21 protein-coding genes are annotated in these 19,384 nt (G+C 68.2%); 9 read left to right on the top strand and 12 right to left on the bottom strand.

Features of this window, described 5'->3' with window-relative positions:
* Positions 1 to 78 precede the first annotated feature (78 nt).
* From FRAEUI1C_RS13715 to FRAEUI1C_RS13695, 5 genes are all read right to left on the bottom strand, one after another.
* The gene (locus tag FRAEUI1C_RS13715; RefSeq protein WP_013423903.1) at positions 79 to 1,329 is read right to left on the bottom strand and encodes an ABC transporter substrate-binding protein; all 1,251 of its coding nucleotides are present in this window, start codon (positions 1,327 to 1,329) and stop codon (positions 79 to 81) included.
* A gap of 449 nt (positions 1,330 to 1,778) precedes the next feature.
* Positions 1,779 to 2,714: a zinc-dependent alcohol dehydrogenase gene (locus tag FRAEUI1C_RS13710; protein WP_013423902.1), complete on the bottom strand. Its 936-nt coding sequence runs from the start codon at positions 2,712 to 2,714 to the stop codon at positions 1,779 to 1,781.
* Positions 2,715 to 2,921: 207 nt separating this feature from the next.
* Positions 2,922 to 3,812, bottom strand: coding sequence for a TIGR03619 family F420-dependent LLM class oxidoreductase (locus FRAEUI1C_RS13705; protein ID WP_013423900.1), 891 nt, complete (start codon positions 3,810 to 3,812; stop codon positions 2,922 to 2,924).
* The gene (locus FRAEUI1C_RS13700; protein ID WP_013423899.1) at positions 3,809 to 4,261 is read right to left on the bottom strand and encodes a VOC family protein; all 453 of its coding nucleotides are present in this window, start codon (positions 4,259 to 4,261) and stop codon (positions 3,809 to 3,811) included. Before FRAEUI1C_RS13700 ends, FRAEUI1C_RS13705 begins: the two co-directional genes overlap by 4 nt.
* Positions 4,262 to 4,460: 199 nt before the next feature.
* Positions 4,461 to 5,243: an SDR family NAD(P)-dependent oxidoreductase gene (locus FRAEUI1C_RS13695; RefSeq protein ID WP_013423898.1), complete on the bottom strand. Its 783-nt coding sequence runs from the start codon at positions 5,241 to 5,243 to the stop codon at positions 4,461 to 4,463.
* A 799-nt stretch (positions 5,244 to 6,042) separates the two neighbouring features.
* On the opposite strand from FRAEUI1C_RS13695, the gene FRAEUI1C_RS39530 reads away from it, so the two are divergent.
* A complete protein-coding gene (locus FRAEUI1C_RS39530) occupies positions 6,043 to 6,312 on the top strand; it encodes a hypothetical protein (protein ID WP_013423896.1) in 270 nt (89 codons plus the stop codon).
* Positions 6,313 to 6,397: 85 nt separating this feature from the next.
* Here FRAEUI1C_RS39530 and FRAEUI1C_RS13685 read toward each other — a convergent pair whose 3' ends face one another.
* From FRAEUI1C_RS13685 to FRAEUI1C_RS13675, 3 genes are all read right to left on the bottom strand, one after another.
* Positions 6,398 to 7,390, bottom strand: a complete 993-nt coding sequence (locus FRAEUI1C_RS13685) for an SDR family NAD(P)-dependent oxidoreductase (RefSeq protein WP_232425420.1) — start codon at positions 7,388 to 7,390, stop codon at positions 6,398 to 6,400.
* Between the two features lie 36 nt (positions 7,391 to 7,426).
* Entirely contained in the window at positions 7,427 to 7,642 is a 216-nt protein-coding gene (locus FRAEUI1C_RS13680; RefSeq protein ID WP_041259291.1) for a hypothetical protein, read from the bottom strand.
* Between the two features lie 321 nt (positions 7,643 to 7,963).
* Positions 7,964 to 10,315 (bottom strand): xanthine dehydrogenase family protein molybdopterin-binding subunit, encoded by a 2,352-nt coding sequence (locus FRAEUI1C_RS13675; protein ID WP_013423895.1) that lies wholly within the window; start codon positions 10,313 to 10,315, stop codon positions 7,964 to 7,966.
* A 139-nt stretch (positions 10,316 to 10,454) separates the two neighbouring features.
* On the opposite strand from FRAEUI1C_RS13675, the gene FRAEUI1C_RS39010 reads away from it, so the two are divergent.
* The 6 genes from FRAEUI1C_RS39010 to FRAEUI1C_RS38220 are packed head-to-tail and all read left to right on the top strand — an operon-like array spanning position 10,455 to position 13,600.
* Complete coding sequence (locus FRAEUI1C_RS39010) at positions 10,455 to 10,601, top strand: hypothetical protein (RefSeq protein ID WP_368411189.1); 147 nt, start codon at positions 10,455 to 10,457, stop codon at positions 10,599 to 10,601.
* A complete protein-coding gene (locus FRAEUI1C_RS13670) occupies positions 10,598 to 11,485 on the top strand; it encodes an FAD binding domain-containing protein (RefSeq protein ID WP_013423894.1) in 888 nt (295 codons plus the stop codon). The genes FRAEUI1C_RS39010 and FRAEUI1C_RS13670 overlap by 4 nt, the downstream gene beginning before the upstream one ends.
* Positions 11,486 to 11,504: 19 nt before the next feature.
* On the top strand, positions 11,505 to 11,975 hold the full coding sequence (locus FRAEUI1C_RS13665) for a (2Fe-2S)-binding protein (protein ID WP_013423893.1): 471 nt from the start codon (positions 11,505 to 11,507) through the stop codon (positions 11,973 to 11,975).
* Positions 11,972 to 12,514, top strand: coding sequence for a VOC family protein (locus tag FRAEUI1C_RS13660; protein ID WP_013423892.1), 543 nt, complete (start codon positions 11,972 to 11,974; stop codon positions 12,512 to 12,514). Before FRAEUI1C_RS13665 ends, FRAEUI1C_RS13660 begins: the two co-directional genes overlap by 4 nt.
* A 15-nt stretch (positions 12,515 to 12,529) precedes the next feature.
* Positions 12,530 to 13,306, top strand: coding sequence for an SRPBCC family protein (locus tag FRAEUI1C_RS13655; protein ID WP_013423891.1), 777 nt, complete (start codon positions 12,530 to 12,532; stop codon positions 13,304 to 13,306).
* 51 nt (positions 13,307 to 13,357) lie between these two features.
* Positions 13,358 to 13,600, top strand: coding sequence for a 4-hydroxy-2-oxovalerate aldolase family protein (locus FRAEUI1C_RS38220; protein ID WP_041259289.1), 243 nt, complete (start codon positions 13,358 to 13,360; stop codon positions 13,598 to 13,600).
* A 45-nt stretch (positions 13,601 to 13,645) separates the two neighbouring features.
* On the opposite strand, the gene FRAEUI1C_RS13645 is transcribed toward FRAEUI1C_RS38220, so the two are convergent.
* The 4 genes from FRAEUI1C_RS13645 to FRAEUI1C_RS38215 form a co-directional block, all read right to left on the bottom strand.
* Complete coding sequence (locus tag FRAEUI1C_RS13645; protein ID WP_041259287.1) at positions 13,646 to 14,659, bottom strand: alpha/beta hydrolase; 1,014 nt, start codon at positions 14,657 to 14,659, stop codon at positions 13,646 to 13,648.
* Between the two features lie 401 nt (positions 14,660 to 15,060).
* Complete coding sequence (locus FRAEUI1C_RS41635; RefSeq protein ID WP_013423888.1) at positions 15,061 to 15,189, bottom strand: hypothetical protein; 129 nt, start codon at positions 15,187 to 15,189, stop codon at positions 15,061 to 15,063.
* Positions 15,186 to 16,100, bottom strand: coding sequence for a TIGR03564 family F420-dependent LLM class oxidoreductase (locus FRAEUI1C_RS13635; RefSeq protein ID WP_013423887.1), 915 nt, complete (start codon positions 16,098 to 16,100; stop codon positions 15,186 to 15,188). Before FRAEUI1C_RS13635 ends, FRAEUI1C_RS41635 begins: the two co-directional genes overlap by 4 nt.
* A gap of 162 nt (positions 16,101 to 16,262) precedes the next feature.
* On the bottom strand, positions 16,263 to 16,400 hold the full coding sequence (locus FRAEUI1C_RS38215) for a TetR family transcriptional regulator (RefSeq protein WP_083819534.1): 138 nt from the start codon (positions 16,398 to 16,400) through the stop codon (positions 16,263 to 16,265).
* A gap of 361 nt (positions 16,401 to 16,761) precedes the next feature.
* Between FRAEUI1C_RS38215 and FRAEUI1C_RS13630 the strand changes: the two genes are divergently transcribed.
* Together FRAEUI1C_RS13630 and FRAEUI1C_RS13625 are read left to right on the top strand one after the other, a co-directional pair.
* A complete protein-coding gene (locus FRAEUI1C_RS13630) occupies positions 16,762 to 17,979 on the top strand; it encodes a CaiB/BaiF CoA transferase family protein (protein ID WP_013423886.1) in 1,218 nt (405 codons plus the stop codon).
* A 117-nt stretch (positions 17,980 to 18,096) separates the two neighbouring features.
* On the top strand, positions 18,097 to 19,359 hold the full coding sequence (locus FRAEUI1C_RS13625; protein ID WP_013423885.1) for an amidohydrolase family protein: 1,263 nt from the start codon (positions 18,097 to 18,099) through the stop codon (positions 19,357 to 19,359).
* Positions 19,360 to 19,384: the final 25 nt, after the last annotated feature.

Genomic DNA, 19,384 nt, shown 5'->3' with positions numbered 1-19,384 from the left:
GCGGCGGGCAATCGACATCGTCGGCGCTGGAGTTGCGACCGGTCGCGATCGCGTGGCAAGAGGGCTGGCAGCCGTCTTTCAGGACTTGAGGCTCACCGTCTTGTCGGTCAGCTGGCCGCAGATTGGGAGGGCGCCTCGGACGGGAGCGAATTTGTCGCCTTCGAGCTGGCTGACGAACACGCACTCCCCGGATGTGATCTTGTGCTGTGCAAGGTCGAACTTCTGGTCCCCGAACAGGCCAAGGCCGTTCCAGTCATGGATGCTGTTCAGTGCGGTGATGAGCGACGCGGGTGTCGGGTTTGTTCCGGCCGCCTTGACGGCCCGGACGAACAGTCCCGTAGCCAGGTACCCGTTGTAGTGGGCGAGCCCCGGCAGTCCGCTGACGCCCGCGGCCTTCAGATCGCTTTCGAACGCCTTGGTGGCGGCTGTCTGCATCTCGATCGGCTGGTAGCCCAGCAGGAAGTAGACACCCTGCGCGGCCTGCCGCGCCCCAGGACCGGCCTGGATGAGGTCGCCGCCGTACCCGACGGGTAGCAGCGCGGCCTTGATGTGCACGCCCTGTTGTTGCAGCGCGGTGATGAAAGCGAAGGCGGTGTTCGGGTCGACGCTCGCATAGAACCCGTCGACGCCGGCGGCCTTCATCGCCAGCACCGCGGGTCCGACGTCGGTGCTGCCGAACGGGAACTGCGCGTTGAGGTAGCCGACCTTGATTCCCTGTAGCTGTCCTGATTCGGCGTACGCGAGCGCCGACGCCTGCGATTGAGGCGCGATCGAGTAACCGATCGACGCGAGGCTGGTCACTCCCTCCTTCTTGAAGAAGCTTCCAATAGTCGTAGTAACCTCTTTGTCAATCATCGGTCCGGTCACCGAGAACATGTTCGGAGAGGTGAACCATTCACGACCGTCCTCGGCGTAACCAATCACCGGAACGTTGTTCGCCGTCAGATACTGCGCCGCGGCGAACGTCATGGCCGAGTTCGCGATCACGGCGAACACGTGGTCCCGGGTTACCAGCTTCCGCGCGGCCGTAAGTGCTGTGGTTGGATTTGTCGCCGTGTCGGCCACCACATACTTGATCGTGATGCCCTCACGACTGGCGTAGAAGGTACCCGCCTTGACACCGTCAACGCTCAGCTTGTTGCCCGATGCGGCCGGGCCGGTCTCGTCGGTTAAGATTCCGACTGTGTATGTTCTGGTGGAATCCGTTCCACTGTGATTGCCAGATGACGTGCCGCACCCGCCAATGGTCAGGGTTGCGATGACAGCGGTTGCAACCCCAACTGCCAGTGACCTTCTCCGAGTATCCGTACGATTCCGCACTCTAATCATTTTCTCTCCGCTTCAGCGCTGATCTTTCGTGGGTCTATTTGCGAGTAGGACGGTATTGAGGAGTCGCGCGACCGATCGGGACGAGGACCGGCAACGCCGACGGCCAGTAGATGAAGGACCGCGCGCCCGGAACGACGCCTGTTTCCGAAAACGCTGCGGGTGTGCCCCTTCGCCAGGTAGGCGATCCGCCTCGGCGGGACGACCAAATCGGCAGGGACTACTGTTCGGCCATCACTCAGATGGAATAATTTTGGGCGGACGTCCGGTCGACCTGGTTCGGGCTTTGGGGAACTTCGACGCGATGACGCAAACTACCCGTCGGCCTTCGCAGGACTCCGCCTGGCAGACCGCTTCAACATGACCGCGAGAGACTCTGTGAGAGTGGCGCTGTCAGGTCGTGACAGCACCCGAATCCTTCGATGAGGTGGCGCTCTCAGGCAGGGTCGAGCTCAGCAAAGTTCGACGACGACCTTGATGGCGCCCGACCGGCGGTCGCCGGCGACGCGGAACGCTTCCTCGACGTCCTTCAAGGGGAAGCGATGCGTCACGAGGGCCTCGGCGATCTCCGGGCGGCCTACAAGCATGTCCGCAGCCTGCAGGATTTCACGGCCGCCGGGGTGCGAGCCGTATCCCAGTGATGCGACGATCCGGGCTTCCTTGACCATCAGGAACGGGTACGGCAGGTCGAGATTGCCATAGTGCACCGAGAGGATGGCCAGCGTGCCGCCTGGCCTCAGCCGTTGTACCCCGTATTGAAGCGCACTTGCTGTGCCCGCCGTCTCGAGGACGATGTCGTAGGTGTCGGTTGGCTCGGTGGCCCCGAGCCGCTCGCCGATCGCCTTCTGGTGTGGGTGTCGGGCGGCTACGCTCACCTCGGGAGCTCCCTGGGCTTGTGCCGCGGCCACGGCCAACAGCCCGACCGATCCAGCGCCGACCACGAGTACCCGGGTGTTCGGATTCGTGCCGGCGATCCGGGCTCCGTGCCACGAGACCGCCGCCGGCTCCACCAGCGTCGCTGACCCAGCGTGCAGGCCGTCGGGCAACTCGACCAGTCTGGCACCGGGTACCCGGAACCGCTCGACCATACCGCCGTCCATTCGGACGCCGAGCGATCGCGTCAGGGTCGTCGGACAAAGGTTGATTCGCCCGTCACTGCAGAACTCGCACTCCCCACAACCGTAGAGTGCCTCGACGATCACCCGCGTGCCATCGACCCGTGTGCCGACGAGTTCGTGGCCCAGGATCCGTCCCGTTGCCGCAGCCATGGCGCCGAGGTCGCTGGCGCATATGCCCACTGCCTGCATGGTGAGCAACTCGCCCTCTCCTGGCGGTTCGTCGACGTCGCTGAGGACGACGCGACCGCCGATTGCCCGAGCGGCCTTCACGAGTCGGCTCCCGGGGCGGGCAGAAGGCAGCTTAGGCCGCGCGGAACATGCAGGTCGACCCCCTCGTCGGTCGGGTTCATCGGTGCGTCGCGAGGCTGCACCGCCAGGATTTTCGCGTCCAGGCCGAAATGCATTTATCACTCCGAGTTCGTCGGGTGGAACACTCAGACGGGAAGATCACGACCGCTAGCACCGCTTACGGCAGCCCTAGGAGGAGCTGCCGAGGCCGGCTGCCTCGGCACATTGCTCGACGTCGGCCAGACCCGCGATACCGACGGAGCCTGCATGCGCTGCGGGCCATGGCGTGACCACGACCCGCTCGACCCCTCGGGCGGCGAACTGGCCGGCACGCTTCTCGTCGACAGGCCCTTCCATGGTGATGATCGAGAATTCGAACGGGTCGTCGCCACGTCCGGCCGCCTCGACCGCCTCACGGACGAGATCGACATGGGTTAGGTCAGTACTGCCGTACCATCCGTCGGCGACGCGAGCAGCGCGCTCGACGGCCGCCCGGCTGTGCCCTCCGACGTGGATCGGCAGGCGGGGGCGTTGTACCGGCTTAGGACCGAAACCGATCGGCCCAAAATCGTAGAACTCGCCATGGTGCTCAGGAGTGTCCTGTTCGAACAATACCCGCAGGCACGCGATCGCTTCCTCGGTGCGGCGTCCCCGGGTCCGCCACTCGCTGCCGGTGTTCGTGTACTCCTGTTCGCACCAACCGAGCCCCACAGCGAGGTCGAGGCGACCTCCCGACAGCACATCGACAGACGCGATCGCCCGTGCTGCGTGCACCGGGTTGCGCAGCGCCAGCATATACACGCCGACCCCGAGCCGGATCGTGCTGGTGACAGCAGCGAGATGAGAGAGCGCAACGAGTGGCTCGAGAAACGGTGAGTCGGGTGTAAAGCCGACCATCTCCTCAGTGAACTTGTCACCGAACATCGCGGTTCCCGGATGCGACGCCCACCAGCCATCATGCTTCGGAAGGGCCACGTGCTCGCCTGACCAGAGTGACTCGAAACCAAGCTCCTCAGCGGCCTGCGCGTAGTCAACGATCGCCTCGGGCCGCACGCCGACAATGTTCAGTCCGACCTTCATGGCCGCTCCGGGTACTCGGCGAGTTCGATCCGCACCCCGTTCGGATCGGCGACACACACAATTTCCACGGTGCCGCGGCCCAGAGGAATCCGAGTGCGAGTGTCCTCGAGCACCGTGCCGCCCAGAGCGACGAGCCGAGCGACGATCGTGCCCAGATCTCTCACCGCGCACGACAAGTGGGTCAGACCGACGACGTTCCTGGGCAACGGCGCGCGCGGAGACGGTCCGGGCTTGGTCCACTCCAGGAACTGCAGTCGAACGGCGCCCTTTGCGACTATCTGTGACCGTGCCCGCATCGGAGGCTCAACCTCGCAGAGCGCGGCGAACACGTCACCGAATTCCGCCGCTCCGACACGTTCGAAACCGAGGCCCTCAGTATAGAAGAGCACCGACATTTCGAGGTCTCCGGTGGACACCCCTAAGCTGGTTACCTCAAGATCGCTAGTCATTGCGGGTAAACTCCAGTCGTGAGTTTTCGGCTCCGAGAACGTGGCGCCAGTAGGGCTTGCGACCGCGCGACTCGACGTGGTGGCCAACATTTCACGCAAGACGCCGGCAGAATGGGCGCAAACGTCGACGGGCAGTCAAGCATCGGCCGGGTCGCCGACCTTCACCCCCGTTTACACCGCTCCCGAGCCGGGGCGACCTTCACTCGCGCATCATTGAGCCGCCGTTGACACTCCACACCTGGCCGGTGATCCAATTCGCGTCGTCCGACATCAGAAAGGAGATGACCTGCGCGATGTCAGCTGGCTGGCCGTGCGGGTTCCCGGGGCGCCGTAGAGGCATGAGCCCCAGCAGGAGTGCCTGCCATTTCTCATCAAAAGTCGCAAGCGCCGTCTCGGACATGATCGCGCCAGGGCTGACCGCGTTGGCGCGCACATTCCGGTCACCGTAGGTGCGTGCGACGTGCCGGGTGAGGGAGTTGAGCGCAGCCTTGGACGCGCCATAGGCGACGCGGACCTTCTCTCCAGCGAGTGAGCCATCGGACGTCACGTTGACGATCACTCCACCACCGGCCTCGAAGAGGTGCGGCAGGGCATATCGGATGACGAGGCCCGTTCCGATCAGGTTGGCACGCAGGGTCTCCTCCCAGACACCGACATCCATCCGCAACAGGTCCAGGTCACGGCCCTGGAGGGCAGCTGACGTGTCGGCCGCGACATTCGCGACACCATCGAGGCCGCCCAGGATCCGCGCGACGTCGGAAATCAGGTCGCCGATGGAATATTCGGCGTACAGGTCATAGCGACCACTTTCTGCGGCCCCGCCGGCGAGCTGGATCTCACGCGCGACTGCGGTCGCGCCATCGGCATCAAGGTCAGCGACATAGACATGCGCACCCTCGAGAGCGAGCTGTCGCGCCGTAGCGGCACCGATGCCCCGAGCGCCACCCGCCACAAGTAATCGCTTACCAGTTAGCCCCTTCACCGAAATTCCCTCCGGTCACCCGTTTGAAAATTCACAAGCCTGTTTCGGGGCAAGGACTAGAAGCTCATCGCGCATCGCGCATCCGCTGCGGCCTCGACGCACCGAGCGCGTGCCCTGAGACCTCCTTGACCACCGAAGCGAGGTCGACGGGAGTTGCCAACGGATGGCGCCCGTTGCCAATCGGTGCGCAGGTGTCAGCCGCGATGATGGGGGCGCCCACGCCACCAACCGACCGCCAGCCTGCCGCCTGCCTCCACGCGACCCCGGTGATGAGAACAATCTGACCCTCCGCCTTGCCCATCTGCCGACTCCCGTCCCGCAAAGCGATGCCCGATCCCGTCGGGCTGTCGTCGGACGAGCCAGAGCCATGATCGGGATAGCACCTCTGGCGAGCCGATCGAGGCGTAAGCCGCGCCGCTTTGGCGATCATGTGGTGCGCCCGCCGACCGATTAGGCGAATGTCTAACATGCTGCGGTCGGGGGGTCAAGGAGGTGCTCCCGGCGGTCCCGACCTCGCCCCTGCCCCGCAACTGAGGGCACGGGCGTGGAACCGCGGACGACGGCCTCAATCTCGATCACCACCTGCACCCGCAGCGTCGCTGCAGCAACGTCGTCGCCGGCAAGGAACACCTGATGCTGCTGAGGTACGGCGGGGCTCTCACGATGGAGGTCGGGAGTTCAATGGGGCTTGGGCCGGCCTGCATCGCCGCCTGTAGGTGCCAGATCTTGGAGCGGTCCACGGTGGGACGGCTCGAAGCGTCTGCGCATGTGTCGCGCCCCTGGCAGGTGGGAGACGCCGGTGCTCAGCGGGGTAGCCGAACTCAGCGACGCCCTCGCCGACGACGGCCTTCAGCGTGTCGTGGTCACGGACGGCGGCCTGTGCGGCGTGAATCGGCCGGCCGGTCTTCTCGACGAGGCGCACCGTCCCCGCGAGGTCCGCGGGGTCGACATCTGGAAGTCCACGCCGTCGACCAGGCAGGGCAAGGAGTTGATCGGCAAGATCTTGACGTGGCTGATTCCGTTGTGGCCCGGCCTGGGCCCGCTCGACCACCGGGATACACGGATGTAAACATGTGATCAACATGTGTCGACGGCCGTCAAGGGATCTTTGCTTAGGCGGCCGTATACCCGTCAGATCGACGGCGACGTCGCGTCTACCAAGAGCAAGACGGCATCAGTCGGCCAGACAACCGGGCGGTGGATGCCGCTTCTGCCGTCTCGGGCCGACCTCGGGCCGCGGCTTTCAGGAGCACCTCCGGGACTATCGTTTCCAGCTCGTCCACGGTCCAGGGCGCTTCGCGTTTCTCGATCTCGGAGACGATCGTGAATCCGTCGTACTGGGCGACACGGCCACCCGCCGTCACCGAGAAGACCTCGCCGTTGATCCCGGCGGCCGCGTCGGAGGCGAGATACGCGAGAAACGGGCCGAGGTTCTCCGGCGCCTGGTGGTCCCTGTCCTCTCTTTCGAGACGGTGCCGGAGGGCCTCCATCTCGGGGCCGCCCTTCGCCAACTGCCGGCGCATCGAGGCCCGCCAGTTGACGTGGTTGCGGGAGATCGACCGGGGACAGAACACGTTGCAGGTGATGCCGCTCCCCCGCACCTCCTGGGCAACCGCCCTGGTCAGGCCGACCACGCCGGCGTTCGCGGCGCTGTAGGCCGCGAGCATCGGCAGGCCGACCCAGGCGTCCGAGGACGCGTTCAGCACCCGGCCAAAACCCTGACGCCTCATGAGCGGCAGGGCATGGTGCATCGTGTTGTAGGTCCCGGTGAGCTTCGCGTGAGTCTGCGGGATGTCGACCCTCCCCCACGCCTCCACCGCCGTCTGGACGAGCGCACCGGCCACGTTCACATCGCCCGGATCACCGAAGAACGGGACCGCCTCACCACCTTCGGCCACGATCTGGTCCGCGGTCGTCCGGGCGTCACCACTCAGCGACTCGATCAGCCGCCTGTCGTCGTCGGTCAGCAGACTCTCGGTGTCGTCGCTGTTCGCCCACGACGACAGACCGACCGAACCGGGCTTGCGATTGTTGGTAACGACCCGAGCGCCCTCGCCGCCAGGCCGACCGCGATTCCCTTGGCCGCGCCCATCCCGGAACCGGTGACGACGGCGACCTTTCCTTCGAGCGGTCTGTCCACTGCGCACCTTCCTTCTGGTCGAGCCCTTCCTCGAGCGGGGCCGTCAGGGCTCAAGAACCACCCGGATGACACCGAGCGATCTGTCGCCCGCGACGCGTAACGCCTCCGCGGCGTCCTCGATCGGGAACCGGTGCGTGATCAGCGTCGCGGCGATCATCGGTTCCACGGCTAGCATCGCCGCCGCGTCCGCCAGGTCACTGCCGTCCTCGTGTGAGCAGTAGCCGAGCGATGGCACGAGCCGCGCCTCGCGGACGAACATCGTCTGGAAATCGAGACGGATCTCGGAGAACTGCGCACCGAGGACGACAACCGACCGCTCTCATCTTTCCTCAACCTTTCGTCGCGCCCGTTGGACCGAGACTGACCTGGGTACGCGCAAACAGAAGGCGATCACCTGGATGTCTCTGTGACCCCCGGCGCTGTGCCGATGGCGTTACGCCTGGTTGTCCGCGACGACCGGGGTGGCAATGTCATAGGCGATCTCGTTGCCGGTGTTGGCGATGGTGTGGTCGCGCGGCCGCCCGTCGTCCACGGCACCACGCGAACGGCCAGGTCTGATTCGCCTTCTGAACCGGCGGACTTATGCGGACTGCGCCCGAGCGGACACGAGAAGGTCGACGATCGAGGCCGGCGTGACGGGCAGCCGGGTGATCGTGACGCCGAAGGGTGCGAGCGCGTCCGCGACCGCGTTGATGATCGCGGGTGGGGCGCCGATCGCGCCGCCCTCCCCCGCGCCTTTGTAGCCGCCCGGGCCCGACCCGGGCGTTTCCAGGTGGACGATCTCGATGAGCGGCACCTCGGCCATGGTCGGCACCAGGTAGTCGAGGAACGTGGTCGCCAGCGGGTTACCGTCGGCGTCGTAGACGAGGTTCTCGTAGAGGGCCCCGCCGATCCCCTGGACCGTCCCGCCGGCCACCTGGCCCTCGACGATGTTCGGGTTGATCATCGGGCCGACGTCCTCGCTGACGATGTAGCGCAGCAGGGTGACGACGCCGGTCACGATGTCGACCTCGCAGGTGCACACGTGGGTGGCGTTGGCCCACTGCATCATGTCCTTCGCCTGGTACCGCCCGCTGGCCTCGAGCCCCGGCGGCACCTCCTTCGGCAGCTTGTCGGGCTCGAAGTACGCGACCGCCGCGATCTCGGCGACGGACAGCCCTGGCGACGGATCACCCTGCACGGTCGCCCGCCCCCGCGCGAGCTCGATGTTCTCGGCGGGTGCCTCCAGCAGGTGCGCGGCGATGGCGATGATGCGCTCACGCAGCTGCGCGCCCGTCTCCTGGACGGCGCCGGCGATCATCGATCCACTGCGGCTGCCACCGGTGCCGCCGCCGAACGGGGTGACCGCCGTGTCGCCCTGGATCGTGTTGACGTCGGCGAGGTCGACCCCGAGCGCGTCCGCGGTGAGCTGGACCGCGGTCGTCTCCAGGCTGTTACCCGTCGACCCACCGGCGAGATAGACGTTGACCTTCCCGGACGGCTCGATCCGGATCGTCGCGCCCTCGGTCGCGTAGAAGCCCATGGCCGAGGCGGTCGGCTCCACGTAGCTCGCCGTGCCCACGCCGAGGTAACGGCCCTGTTCCCGGGCCGCGGCCTGCTCGCGGCGGAACGCGTCGTAGTCGAGCTTCGCCAGCCCCGCCTCGAAGACCTCCCGGGGCGAGAGATGGTTGTAGAGGAATCCCGCCGGGTTCTGGTACGGCATGTCCGCGTTGGCGAGAAAGTTTCGCCGGCGTAGATCCGCCGGGTCGAGACCGAGGCGACGCGCCGCGATGTCCAGCAGCACCTCACGGGCGACCGACTCGAACTGCCACGGCCCCCGGTACGCGGAGAGCCCCACGGTGTTCGAGAAGACCGACCAGGTCGACCACGTGGCGGTCGGGATCCGGTAGGGACCGGGGAACAGCATGCCGACGGCCGCGGACGTCCCGACCGGCCACGGCGTCGGGTAGGCACCGACATCCTGGGTGTACTCGATCTGCGCCGCGACGATCCGGGCGTCCTCGTCGAACGCGAACCGGGTGTAGCCGTGCGCGTGGCGGGCCTGATTGGCGGCCATCAGGTTCTCGCGGCGGTCCTCGATCCATTTGATGGCCCCGGGGACCTTGCGCGCGGCGAGCATGATGCACATGTCCTCGCGCATCGGGTTGACCTTCTGACCGAAACCGCCACCGGTGTCGCGCATGATGGCACGCACCCGGTTCTCCGGCAGGCCGAGCAGCCGGGCGGCGAACGCCCGCACCTCGTGCGGTGCCTGCGAGGCGACCCAGATCGTGAGCTCGCCACCGGCCCATTCGACGACGATCCCGCGCGTCTCCATCGGCACCGGCGCGTACGCCTGCTGGAAGAACGTCTCCGCCACGACGTGCGCCGCCGATGCGCAGGCCGCGTCCACCGCGTCCACCGGCGAGCCCCGGAAGCCGCCGGCCAGATTGTTCGGATACGCCTCGTGGACCAGCTCGTCCGTCTCCTGGGCGCCCGCGTAGTCGGCGACGGCCGGCAGCGGGTCGTAGTCCACCTCGACCAGGTCGACGGCGTCCTCGGCGACGTACCGGTTCTCGGCGATCACCAGTGCCACCGGGTCACCGACGAAACGGACCTCATCCTCGGCGAGCGGCGGACGCGGCGTGTCCGGAACGTTCTTGCCGAGAATCCCGTACCACGCCTCATGGACGTCCGGGTTCAGGTCGGCGGCGACGAACACCGCGTGCACGCCGTCGAGCGCGAGCGCCGCGGAGGCGTCGATGCCGAGAATGCGCGCCCTCGGGAACGGGCTGCGCACGAAGCAGGCGTGCACCATCCGCGGCCGCACGACGTCATCGACGAATGTGCCCTGGCCGGTCAGCAGCCGAGGATCCTCCACTCGGCGGACCCGGGCACCGGCGTACCGGGCGGCGGCGCTCACAGCGGTGGCAGTGTGGACGGAACCGGTCATCTCGCGCAGGCCTCCGCATCCTCGACGGCGGTACCGTACCAAGCATGCTGAGCGGGCGTTAAGCGTGCCAGGAAACCGGACACCGGCTGATCGTCCGTTCCCTTGCCGCCCCATCCCGTCTTCTGTACGGTCGTTCAGCATGAGTTCGTTTCCGGCGTGGGCCGAGCCCAGAACCGCGATCGTGACCGGCGGTGGCCGTGGCATCGGCGCGGCCGGCAGCAGTCGGCTGGCCGCCGAGGGCGCGGCGGTCGCCGGCTGGGATCTCGGCGGCCGGACCATCGGGTGAAGGCGGCGCCGTTCGCCCACCACGCGCCGGCAAGCGTCGAGGAGGCCCTGGCGTTACTCGCCGAACACGGCGACACCGCGAAGGTCCTCGCCGGTGGACAGAGCCTCCTGCCGATGCTTGCCCTGCGCTTGGCCATCTTCGACCATCTCGTCGACCTCGGTCGTATCCCTGAGCTACGCAGCATCGAACGCCGCGACGGCACGCTGCGGATCGGCGCCGGCACCACGCAGGCAACGATCGAGAGATCGACCGAGGTCGCGGACGCCGTACCCCTGCTGGCTCGGGCCACACCACTCATCGGCCATTTCCAGATCCGCAACCGCGGCACCATCGGCGGCGCGCTGGCCCACGCCGACCCGGCGGCCGAGTCACCGGCGGTCGCGCTGACGCTCGACGCCACGTTCGAGGCGCGCTCGCGGCGGGGCAGCCGCACCATCCCGGCGGCCGGCTTCTTCGCCGGCACCTGGACCACCGACCTGGCCGAGGACGAGGTGCTGACCGCGGTGAGCTTCCCGATCTGGGACGGCCGATGCGGCTACGCGATCGAGGAGTTGGCCCGTCGCCACGGCGACTTCGCGATCGCGGGAGCGACAGTGGCGATCCAGGTCTCCGACGCGGGCCGCATCCAACGGTGCGGCATCGGGTTGATCGGTCTCGGCTCGACCCCTGAACGAGGCGTCGAGGCGGAGCGTGCTGTGGTCGGAGAGACGCTCTCCGACCTCGATCCCGACGAGGTCGGGCGAACAGCGGTCGCGGCGCTCAACTCCGTGCCTGTCGACCTGCACGGGTCCGCGGCCTACCGCCGGCGGGTAGGTGCGGCTATGGTGAGTCGCGCGTGGAGACGCGCGGCCGAGGAGGCACTGCGGGGGCCCGCGGATGGCTGACGCTGAGGAAGCCGCCGGTATGGCCGAGGTGGACCTCCGGATGCGTGTCAACGGCCGACCGAGCCGTGGGCGCGCGCAGCCGCGGGTCACGCTCGCGGACTTCCTGCGGGACCACCTCCAGCTGACCGGCACCCATCTGGGCTGCGAGCACGGCGTGTGCGGCGCCTGCACGGTGCTACTCGACGGCGAGGCGGTCCGGGCCTGCCTCGTGCTCGCCGTGCAGGCCGACGGGCGCGAGGTCACCACCATCGAGGGACTCGGGACTACCGAGGACCTCTCGCCTGTGCAGGCCGCGTTCCGCGACCACCACGGTCTGCAGTGCGGCTTCTGCACGCCGGGATTCGTCGTCTCCGTGACGGCATTCCTGCGGGAGCACCCCAACCCGACTGACGACGAGATTCGCGCCGGGCTGTCCGGAAACCTCTGCCGCTGCACCGGCTACCAGGGAATCCTCAAGGCGGTCCAGGCCGCGGCAAGGAGCATGGGATGACAGCGGGCCAAGAATCACCTGGCGCGGCAAAGGACCTCGGCGGTCTGTTGGGCCGCATCGGGCCCAGCTTCTTCCAGACGGCGTGGGTGGTGGCCGACCTGGACGCGGCCAAGAAGGCCATGCAGGACACGCTCGGCTGCGGCGAGTTCGCCGAGTTCCGCATGGAACAGAAATGGACCCTGCGCGGCGAACGCGTCGCCGGCGGGCTCGCCCTCGGCTACGCCCGCACGGGCAACATGCAGGTCGAGCTCATGCAGCCGCTCACGGGCACCACCATCCAGCACGAGTTCCTCACCGAACGCGGGCCAGGGCCGCACCACTACGGCTACCTCGTCACGAACCTCGCCGAGTCCGTCGCCGCGGCGGCGGACTTCGGCTTCACCGAGACGATGTCCGGGCGGTTCGGCACCGTGAAGGTCTCCTTCATCGACACCTACACCGAGCTCGGCGTCTACCTCGAACTCATCGAGGACCCCGACGACCTCTACTGGGCCACCAAGCCCTGGCGGGACAGCCGCGACCAGGTTCGCCTCACCTAGCAGAAGGACGCCCCCATGGAGCTGACCAACGAGTTCCGCGTCGAGGCCAGCCCGGCGACGACCTGGGCGGTCCTCACCGATCTCGAACGCATCGCCCCCTGCATGCCGGGTGCCCAGCTGTTGGAGGTCGCCGGCGACGAGTATCGCGGCGCCGTGAAGGTGAAGGTCGGCCCCGTCGTCGCGCAGTACAAGGGCACCGCGACCTTCCTGTCCCTCGACGAGACCGCGCACAAGGCGGTACTCAAGGCCGACGGCCGCGAGACCCGCGGCCAGGGCAACGCCTCGGCGACCGTCACGGTGACGCTGTCCCCCGACGGCACCGGCACCAGGGCGACCGTGCTGACGGACCTTCACATCACCGGCAAGGTCGCCCAGTTCGGCCGGGGTGTCATCGCCGACGTCAGCTCGAACCTCATCGGCAAGTTCGTCGAGTCACTCGAGTCGAGCATTCTGAGTGACGCAGAGCTGCCCCGTTTCGAGGCCCAGATTCCCGCCGCGCCGGCCGCGCGAGTCGAGCAGCCCGCGCCTTCGGCAGCGGCGCGCCCACCAGCCCCGGCCGAGCCGGGCGCCGTCACCGAGATGCTTGAAGGCACGAGAGGAGGAGTCACTTCCACGGCCAGCCCAACCGTGCTGGCAACGGCGCCGGGCGCGGTACGGACCATCGACGGGGCCGAGCCTGAGCCGGTCGACCTGCTCGGCGCCGCCGGCGCGCCCGTCCTGAAACGCCTCGCCCCCGTGCTCGCGGTCGCGGCGGCCGTCGTCGCGTTCCTGGTCATCCTGCGCCGACGCTGACCGGCCGGAGACGCGAGATCTCTATGGTCTAGGGAACTGCAGGACGGGCCCGTGGGCGTCGGCGGGGAGACCCTCACCCTCGGCTACGCCGAGGTCTACTCCGCATTCCTGCGGTACGCAGAAACGGCCGCCCACCGCCACGGCCTCGACACCCGCTCGATCCTCGTCGACAGACGTCTCGTCGAGTGCGCCGAGCTCAGCCAGGTCCAGGCCAAGCTCGGGCTTCGCGACAATGCACTAAGTCAACCGGTCAGCGCTTGCCCTCGACCCCGATCGACGCCTCGCCGACGGTAAGAGAGGTCATCGTCCCCGCCTGTCCGCGACGGCGCTGCGGGCTGGTCAAAGCGAAGCTGGAACGGTCTTGGCCATTTCGCGGAGCCCAACCGCGTGGACAATGAAGGCGTCGAGTCGTTCCCAGAGCAGGTGGCGGGTGGGTGCGAAGTTGTGCATGTGCGCTGCCCGCCGGAGCCGGAAGACCGCGAGGTCTCTTGCCGCAGTGAACGCGGCAGCTTCGGTGAGTAGCGGGTAGATGACGTCTCGCTCACCTGCGGCGAGCAGGACGGGCACGTCGATTGAGGCGACCTCGGCGGCGACAGCTCCCGGCTCGAGGAGTGCCACCGCGAGGCTGGGTACGGCAGCGCTCGACCATGGGAGGGTCTCGGTCTTGACGGGGATGCCAGCCTTGATGTCGTCTGCGGCGAGTGGCGACAGTTCTTCCACCCAATGGAATGCCCACGGCCAGTCGATGTCGCCTAAACCGTCAACCTCTTGAGTGTTCTGTGGCGTCCACTCGGAGGCGAGCCGCGGAGCGGTGGATTGCTTTCGCGGAATCGTCGTGTTGATGACGCTGCTTCCCATCAGAGCGACGGCGTCGAAGGTGCGATACCGGGCTTGCATGGCGACGGCGATATGACCGCCCATCGACTGACCGGCAGCGACGACGCCCTTGATCTTGATGGAGGGGAATTCGCCGGGAGCGAGAGTCCCTTTCCGGAGCCGGTCGAGAACGGTCGTGACCGCGGCGTGATCCGCGGCGGCGACCACCGGAAGGGTGGTGACTTCCGCGGCGGGGATGGTGCTGTCGCCGGATCCCAGGTGATCGAGCGCGACGACGACGGTACCGCGCCGGGCATGGTGGTCGGCCTGACTGTATCCGCTGTCGGGTAGGTCGAAATACCGTCGCCCGTAGCCGCCTCCGGGCAGGAGAACGAGGACGGGCGCGCCGGCGATGGATTGTTCGCCCGCCGGGACGTACACGGTAGCCGCGATCTCCCAGGCCGACTCATCGACCGGCGAGGCGGGGACCTCCACGCGGACATCGAAGGCCTTGATACCGCCCGCGACTTCTAACATTGCCCACCTTCCGTGCACCGACATGCGCGCCGCCTGCCGTCGAGTGCGTCCGAGGTATTGGTCACAGGAATGGGATGCACCATCCCCACTTGCCGCATGCTGACCGATTGTTCAGCACGCATGGAGATGCGGTCAAGCGTCGCGGCGGAGGAGACGGCCAGCGTCTCGGACCGGGCCGCGGTCGATGCGACCGCGACCGTCGGGAGTCTTGTCACCAGTGTCGAGATCCTCGGGTTTGAGCCTTTCGTGGAGATCAGTCCTTTGGTTAGGCGAATGTCCAACACAGCCTCGTCGACCGGGTAGGCGGGCGGACCAGCCGTACCAGGGTGAGCAGGTAGCGGATGCGGTCAGGAGGTCCGCCCCGGCGGCGCGCTAGGCCGTAGCGCCGTGGGGCCGGCCGATCATGTCCGCGTGCAGCGCGGCCAGCCGTCGAACAGCTCCTCGCGTAACCGCAGCGCGAGCTCCAGACAGGGGCCGGGCAGGGCGAGGACGCCGTTGAACCCGACCGTCCGCGCCCGTAGGACGTTCATCCGGCGAGGCCGGCCAGTAGCTCGCGGGTACGCCGCAGCGAGGCGCGTGGGTCGGCCCCCAACGGAACTGGCTGCGCCCAGATGTCGGTCGCGCCAGCGTCCAGCAGCGCCTGCAACTGCCGCTCGACCTTCGCCTCGTCGCCGACGATCGCCGCTTCGCCGGGGCCAGTCGCGCCACCGATCGCCATGATGCGTTGGTAGGCGGGCGAGCTCGCGTACATCACCGCATTCGCGTTCACCGCCGCTCGCGCCTCGGTTTCGTCGTCGTGTACCGCGACCGGCAGGCCGGCGACGATCCTGGGCGCCGGACGCCCCGCTGCCTTCGCCGCCGCCGTAAGGCGGGGTTCGACGTGCTGGGCGATCGCCTTCGCCGGCGCCATCCAGAGCACCGCGCCATCCGCGTGCTCGCCCGCCACCCGCAGCAGCCGAGGCGAGAGCGCGGCCAGCAGCACGGGTACCGGCTCGGTGGCCCGGACGGTTCCGGGACGGATGTGGGCACTCCACTCCTCGCCGGTGCTGTCCACGCCGCCGTCGCGCAGCAGGCTGGTGAGGAGCCGGACGTATTCCTCGGTGTTTCGACCCGGACGGTCGTAGGACAGTCCGAACTCGTCGCGGATGTGGCCCGCGTGCGACGGGCCGATGCCGAGGGTGAAGCCGGGCCGGCCCATGGCGGCGGTGACGGAGGCGGCGCGTTGCGCGAGGAGGAACGGGTGGGAGGTGTAGGTCTGCAACACTGCCGTGCCCAACTCGATCGTCGAGGTCTCCCGGCCCGCGAGCGCCATGGAGACCAGCGGGTCGCCTTGTACGACGCTGGCGAACCACAGATGGTGGAAGCCCTCGGCCTCCGCCTTCTTCGCCTGATTGATGATCTTATCGGGCGTCGAGGCGCCGCCGGTCAGTCCGATGCGCATTCGTCCTCCAGGTCTGACAAGGTCACGGGTCGCTGGTGTCGTGGGTGGCGGGCCGCCCGAACGCCTCGCGGCTCGGCCGGCGCGGTGAAGGTCGCGGCCAGCGCCGCAGACAGCGGCCTGGTGCGGACGGGCGCATGTAGATCACGGCCGTCAGGAAGGCTGTCATTTCCGCGTGGCTGTTGCTGAAGCCGACGGCCCGTGGATGAGTCCGGGATGGGTCTCGGCGCGGGTCGCGACCCGCCGGGTCGTGACGGCGGTGTAGCCCTCTTCGAGCATGAGTTGCTCGGCCGCCTCGACCAGTGCGGTCCGCGTCCTGGAATCCTCCGGCCCGCGACGCCGCGGGCCGGCCGCGGCGCCACCGGCCGGGGGCCGTCGTGCCGCCGGCGGTGTCGGCCGGCCCCTCGAGGCTTACCGACACGCCCCTGACCTGCGGATCACCGGTGGGTTAGACATTCGCCTAACATACCGGTCGGCCGGCCATCCAACAAGATCGAGTACGGGTGTGGCCGATCGCGCGGCGCCGGTCCCGGCTTGCTTGACCCCAGGACGCGCAGGGTGTTAGACACTTGCCCAATCGGTCGTTGGTCGACTGTCTAAAACGATCGCGGCAAGGTGGCGGAACCCGCCCCCCGGCTCGGTGGCAACCCTCTTGGAGATGGCGATGACAGCGGTGATGCGGGGAGTACGCATCCTCGAGGTGGCCGAGCACACCTTCGTACCCGCGGCGAGCGCCCTGCTGGCCGACTGGGGCGCGGAGGTCATCAAGATCGAGCACGTGGAACGCGGTGACGCGATGCGAGGGCTCGCGTCGAGCGGGGTCGTGGACATCCCCGGCGACGTTCACGTCTTACTCGAGCACTCCAACCGGGGGAAGCGCAGCCTAGGCCTCGACCTGACCACCGACGAGGGGCTGGACATCCTCTATCGGCTGGTCGAGACCTCGGATGTCTTCCTCACCAACAAGCTGCCGAGAGTCCGCAGGAAGCTCCGGATCGACCTGGCCGACATCCGCGCCCACAACCCACGCATCATCTATGCGAGTGGGACCGGCCAGGGCGAAGAGGGCCCGGAGGCGGACCGCGGCTCGTACGACGCGCTGGCGTTCTGGGCGCGTTCGGGCACGGCCGTCGGGCTCTCCCGGCCCGAGTACGGCCAGGTGGTGATGCCACCGGCGCCAGGGTTCGGCGACTCGCTGGGCGGGATGACGATCGCCGGCGGGATCATGGGGGCGCTGTTCCACCGCGAGCGGACCGGCGAGGCCACCGAGGTCGACGTGTCCCTGCTCGGCACCGGGATGTGGGCGATGGGCCAGGCCTTCGCGCTCTCGCTGCTGCTGAACGTGCCCTGGGTACCGCCGCCGATCGAGATGGCCCGGGCGAACCCGCTGGTCGCGACGTACCAGACCGCTGACGGCCGCTGGCTCTCGTTGTGCTGCCTACAGGCCGGCCACTACTGGCCGCTGCTGTGCGCGGCCGTCGACCGGCCCGACCTGGCCGCCGATGTGCGCTTCGCCGACCACGCCGCGCTCATGTCCAACGGCGTCGAGGCGGGCGAGGCACTGAAGGCCGTGTTCGCCGCGCGGCCGCTCGCCGAGTGGCGGGAGCGACTCGCCGACTTCGCCGGGCAGTGGTCCGTCGTCCAGGACACCCTCGAGGCCGCGGCCGACCCACAGGCGGTCGCCAACGGCTACATCCAGGACTGCAGGACCGCCGCGGGAGCGCCCTTCAGACTGGTCGCCGCTCCGGTGCGGTTCGGCGGCTCGGCGGCCGTCCCGAGCCGGGCACCAGAGTTCAACGAGCACGGCGACGAGGTCCTCGCCGAGCTCGGCCTCGGCTGGGACGCGATCGTGGACCTGAAGGTCCGCGGCGTGGTCGCCTAGCCGCCGCGCGCCGGCCGCCGGTTTGCTCGGTGCCGGCGATGCCGCACCTTCCACCAAGCCCTCGCGGCCACTCGTCCACGCCCGCACAGCCCCTGACTCTCCAGCTCCGGAGGAAGCATGAAGATCGACGACCTGGTCCTGGTGAGCATCGACGATCATGTGGTCGAGCCGCCGGACATGTTCCGTAACCACGTGCCTGCGAAGTGGGCCGACCAGGCGCCGCGGGTCGTCACCGACGACGCCGGGGTCGAGCAGTGGGTCTACCGAGGCCGCGCGACCGGCATCATCGGCCTGAACGCCGTGGTGTCGTGGCCGGCGGAGGAGTGGGGTTTCGATCCGGCCGGTTTCGCGGAGATGCGGCCGGGTGCGTACGACATTCATGACCGGGTGCGGGACATGGACCGCAACGGGATCCTCGCGTCGATGTGCTTCCCGACGTTCGCCGGGTTCTCCGCCGGCCATCTCAACCACGTCAAGGACGACGTCACGGTCGTGATGGTCCAGGCGTACAACGACTGGCACGTCGACGAATGGGCGGGGACCTACCCCGGCCGGTTCCTTCCGCTCGCCCTTCTTCCCACCTGGGACCCCAAGCTGATGGTCGCCGAGATCCGCCGGGTCGCGGCGAAGGGCGCCAAGGCGGTCACGATGCCCGAACTGCCGCATCTCGAAGGGCTGCCGAGCTACCACGACCTGGGCTTCTGGGGCCCGGTGTTCCAGGCGCTGTCGGAGACCGGCCTGGTGATGTGCCTGCACATAGGGATCGGCTTCGGCGCCCTGAAGCTGGCGGCGGACTCGCCGGTCGACAACATGATCATCCTGGCGACCCAGATCTCGGCGCTCGCCGCCCAGGACCTGCTGTGGGGGCCGGCGTTCCGTACCTACCCCGACCTGAAGGTCGCGTTCTCGGAGGCGGGAATCGGCTGGATCCCCTTCTACCTGGACCGCTGCGACCGTCACTACACCAACCAGAAGTGGCTGCGGCGCGACTTCGGCGGACGGCTGCCGAGCGAGGTGTTCCGGGAGCACTCGCTGGCCTGCTACGTCACCGACCCGGCGGCGCTGAAGGGGCGCCACGAGATCGGCATCGACACCATCGCCTGGGAGTGCGACTACCCGCACTCCGACTCGATCTGGCCGGACGCCCCCGAGTTCGTCCTCGCCGAGCTCAACAGCGCCGGCGTGCCCGACAACGAGATCGACAAGATCACCTGGCAGAACGCCTGCCGCTTCTTCGGCTGGGACCCGTTCGCGGTGATTCCCCGAGAGCAGGCGACGGTCGGCGCGCTGCGAGCGAAGGCCACCGACGTCGAAACGGCCGTCGTACCCCGGGCCGAATGGGCCCGCCGCTACGCGGCGAAACACCCGCAGCCCGCGTGAGACCCGGCCCGCCGGGTCGCCAGTC

Source organism: Pseudofrankia inefficax (assembly GCF_000166135.1).
Taxonomy (GTDB): Bacteria; Actinomycetota; Actinomycetes; order Frankiales; family Frankiaceae; genus Pseudofrankia; species Pseudofrankia inefficax.
Note: the sequence above shows the minus strand (reverse complement) of the source record. Positions and strands in the feature narration are given on the sequence as shown.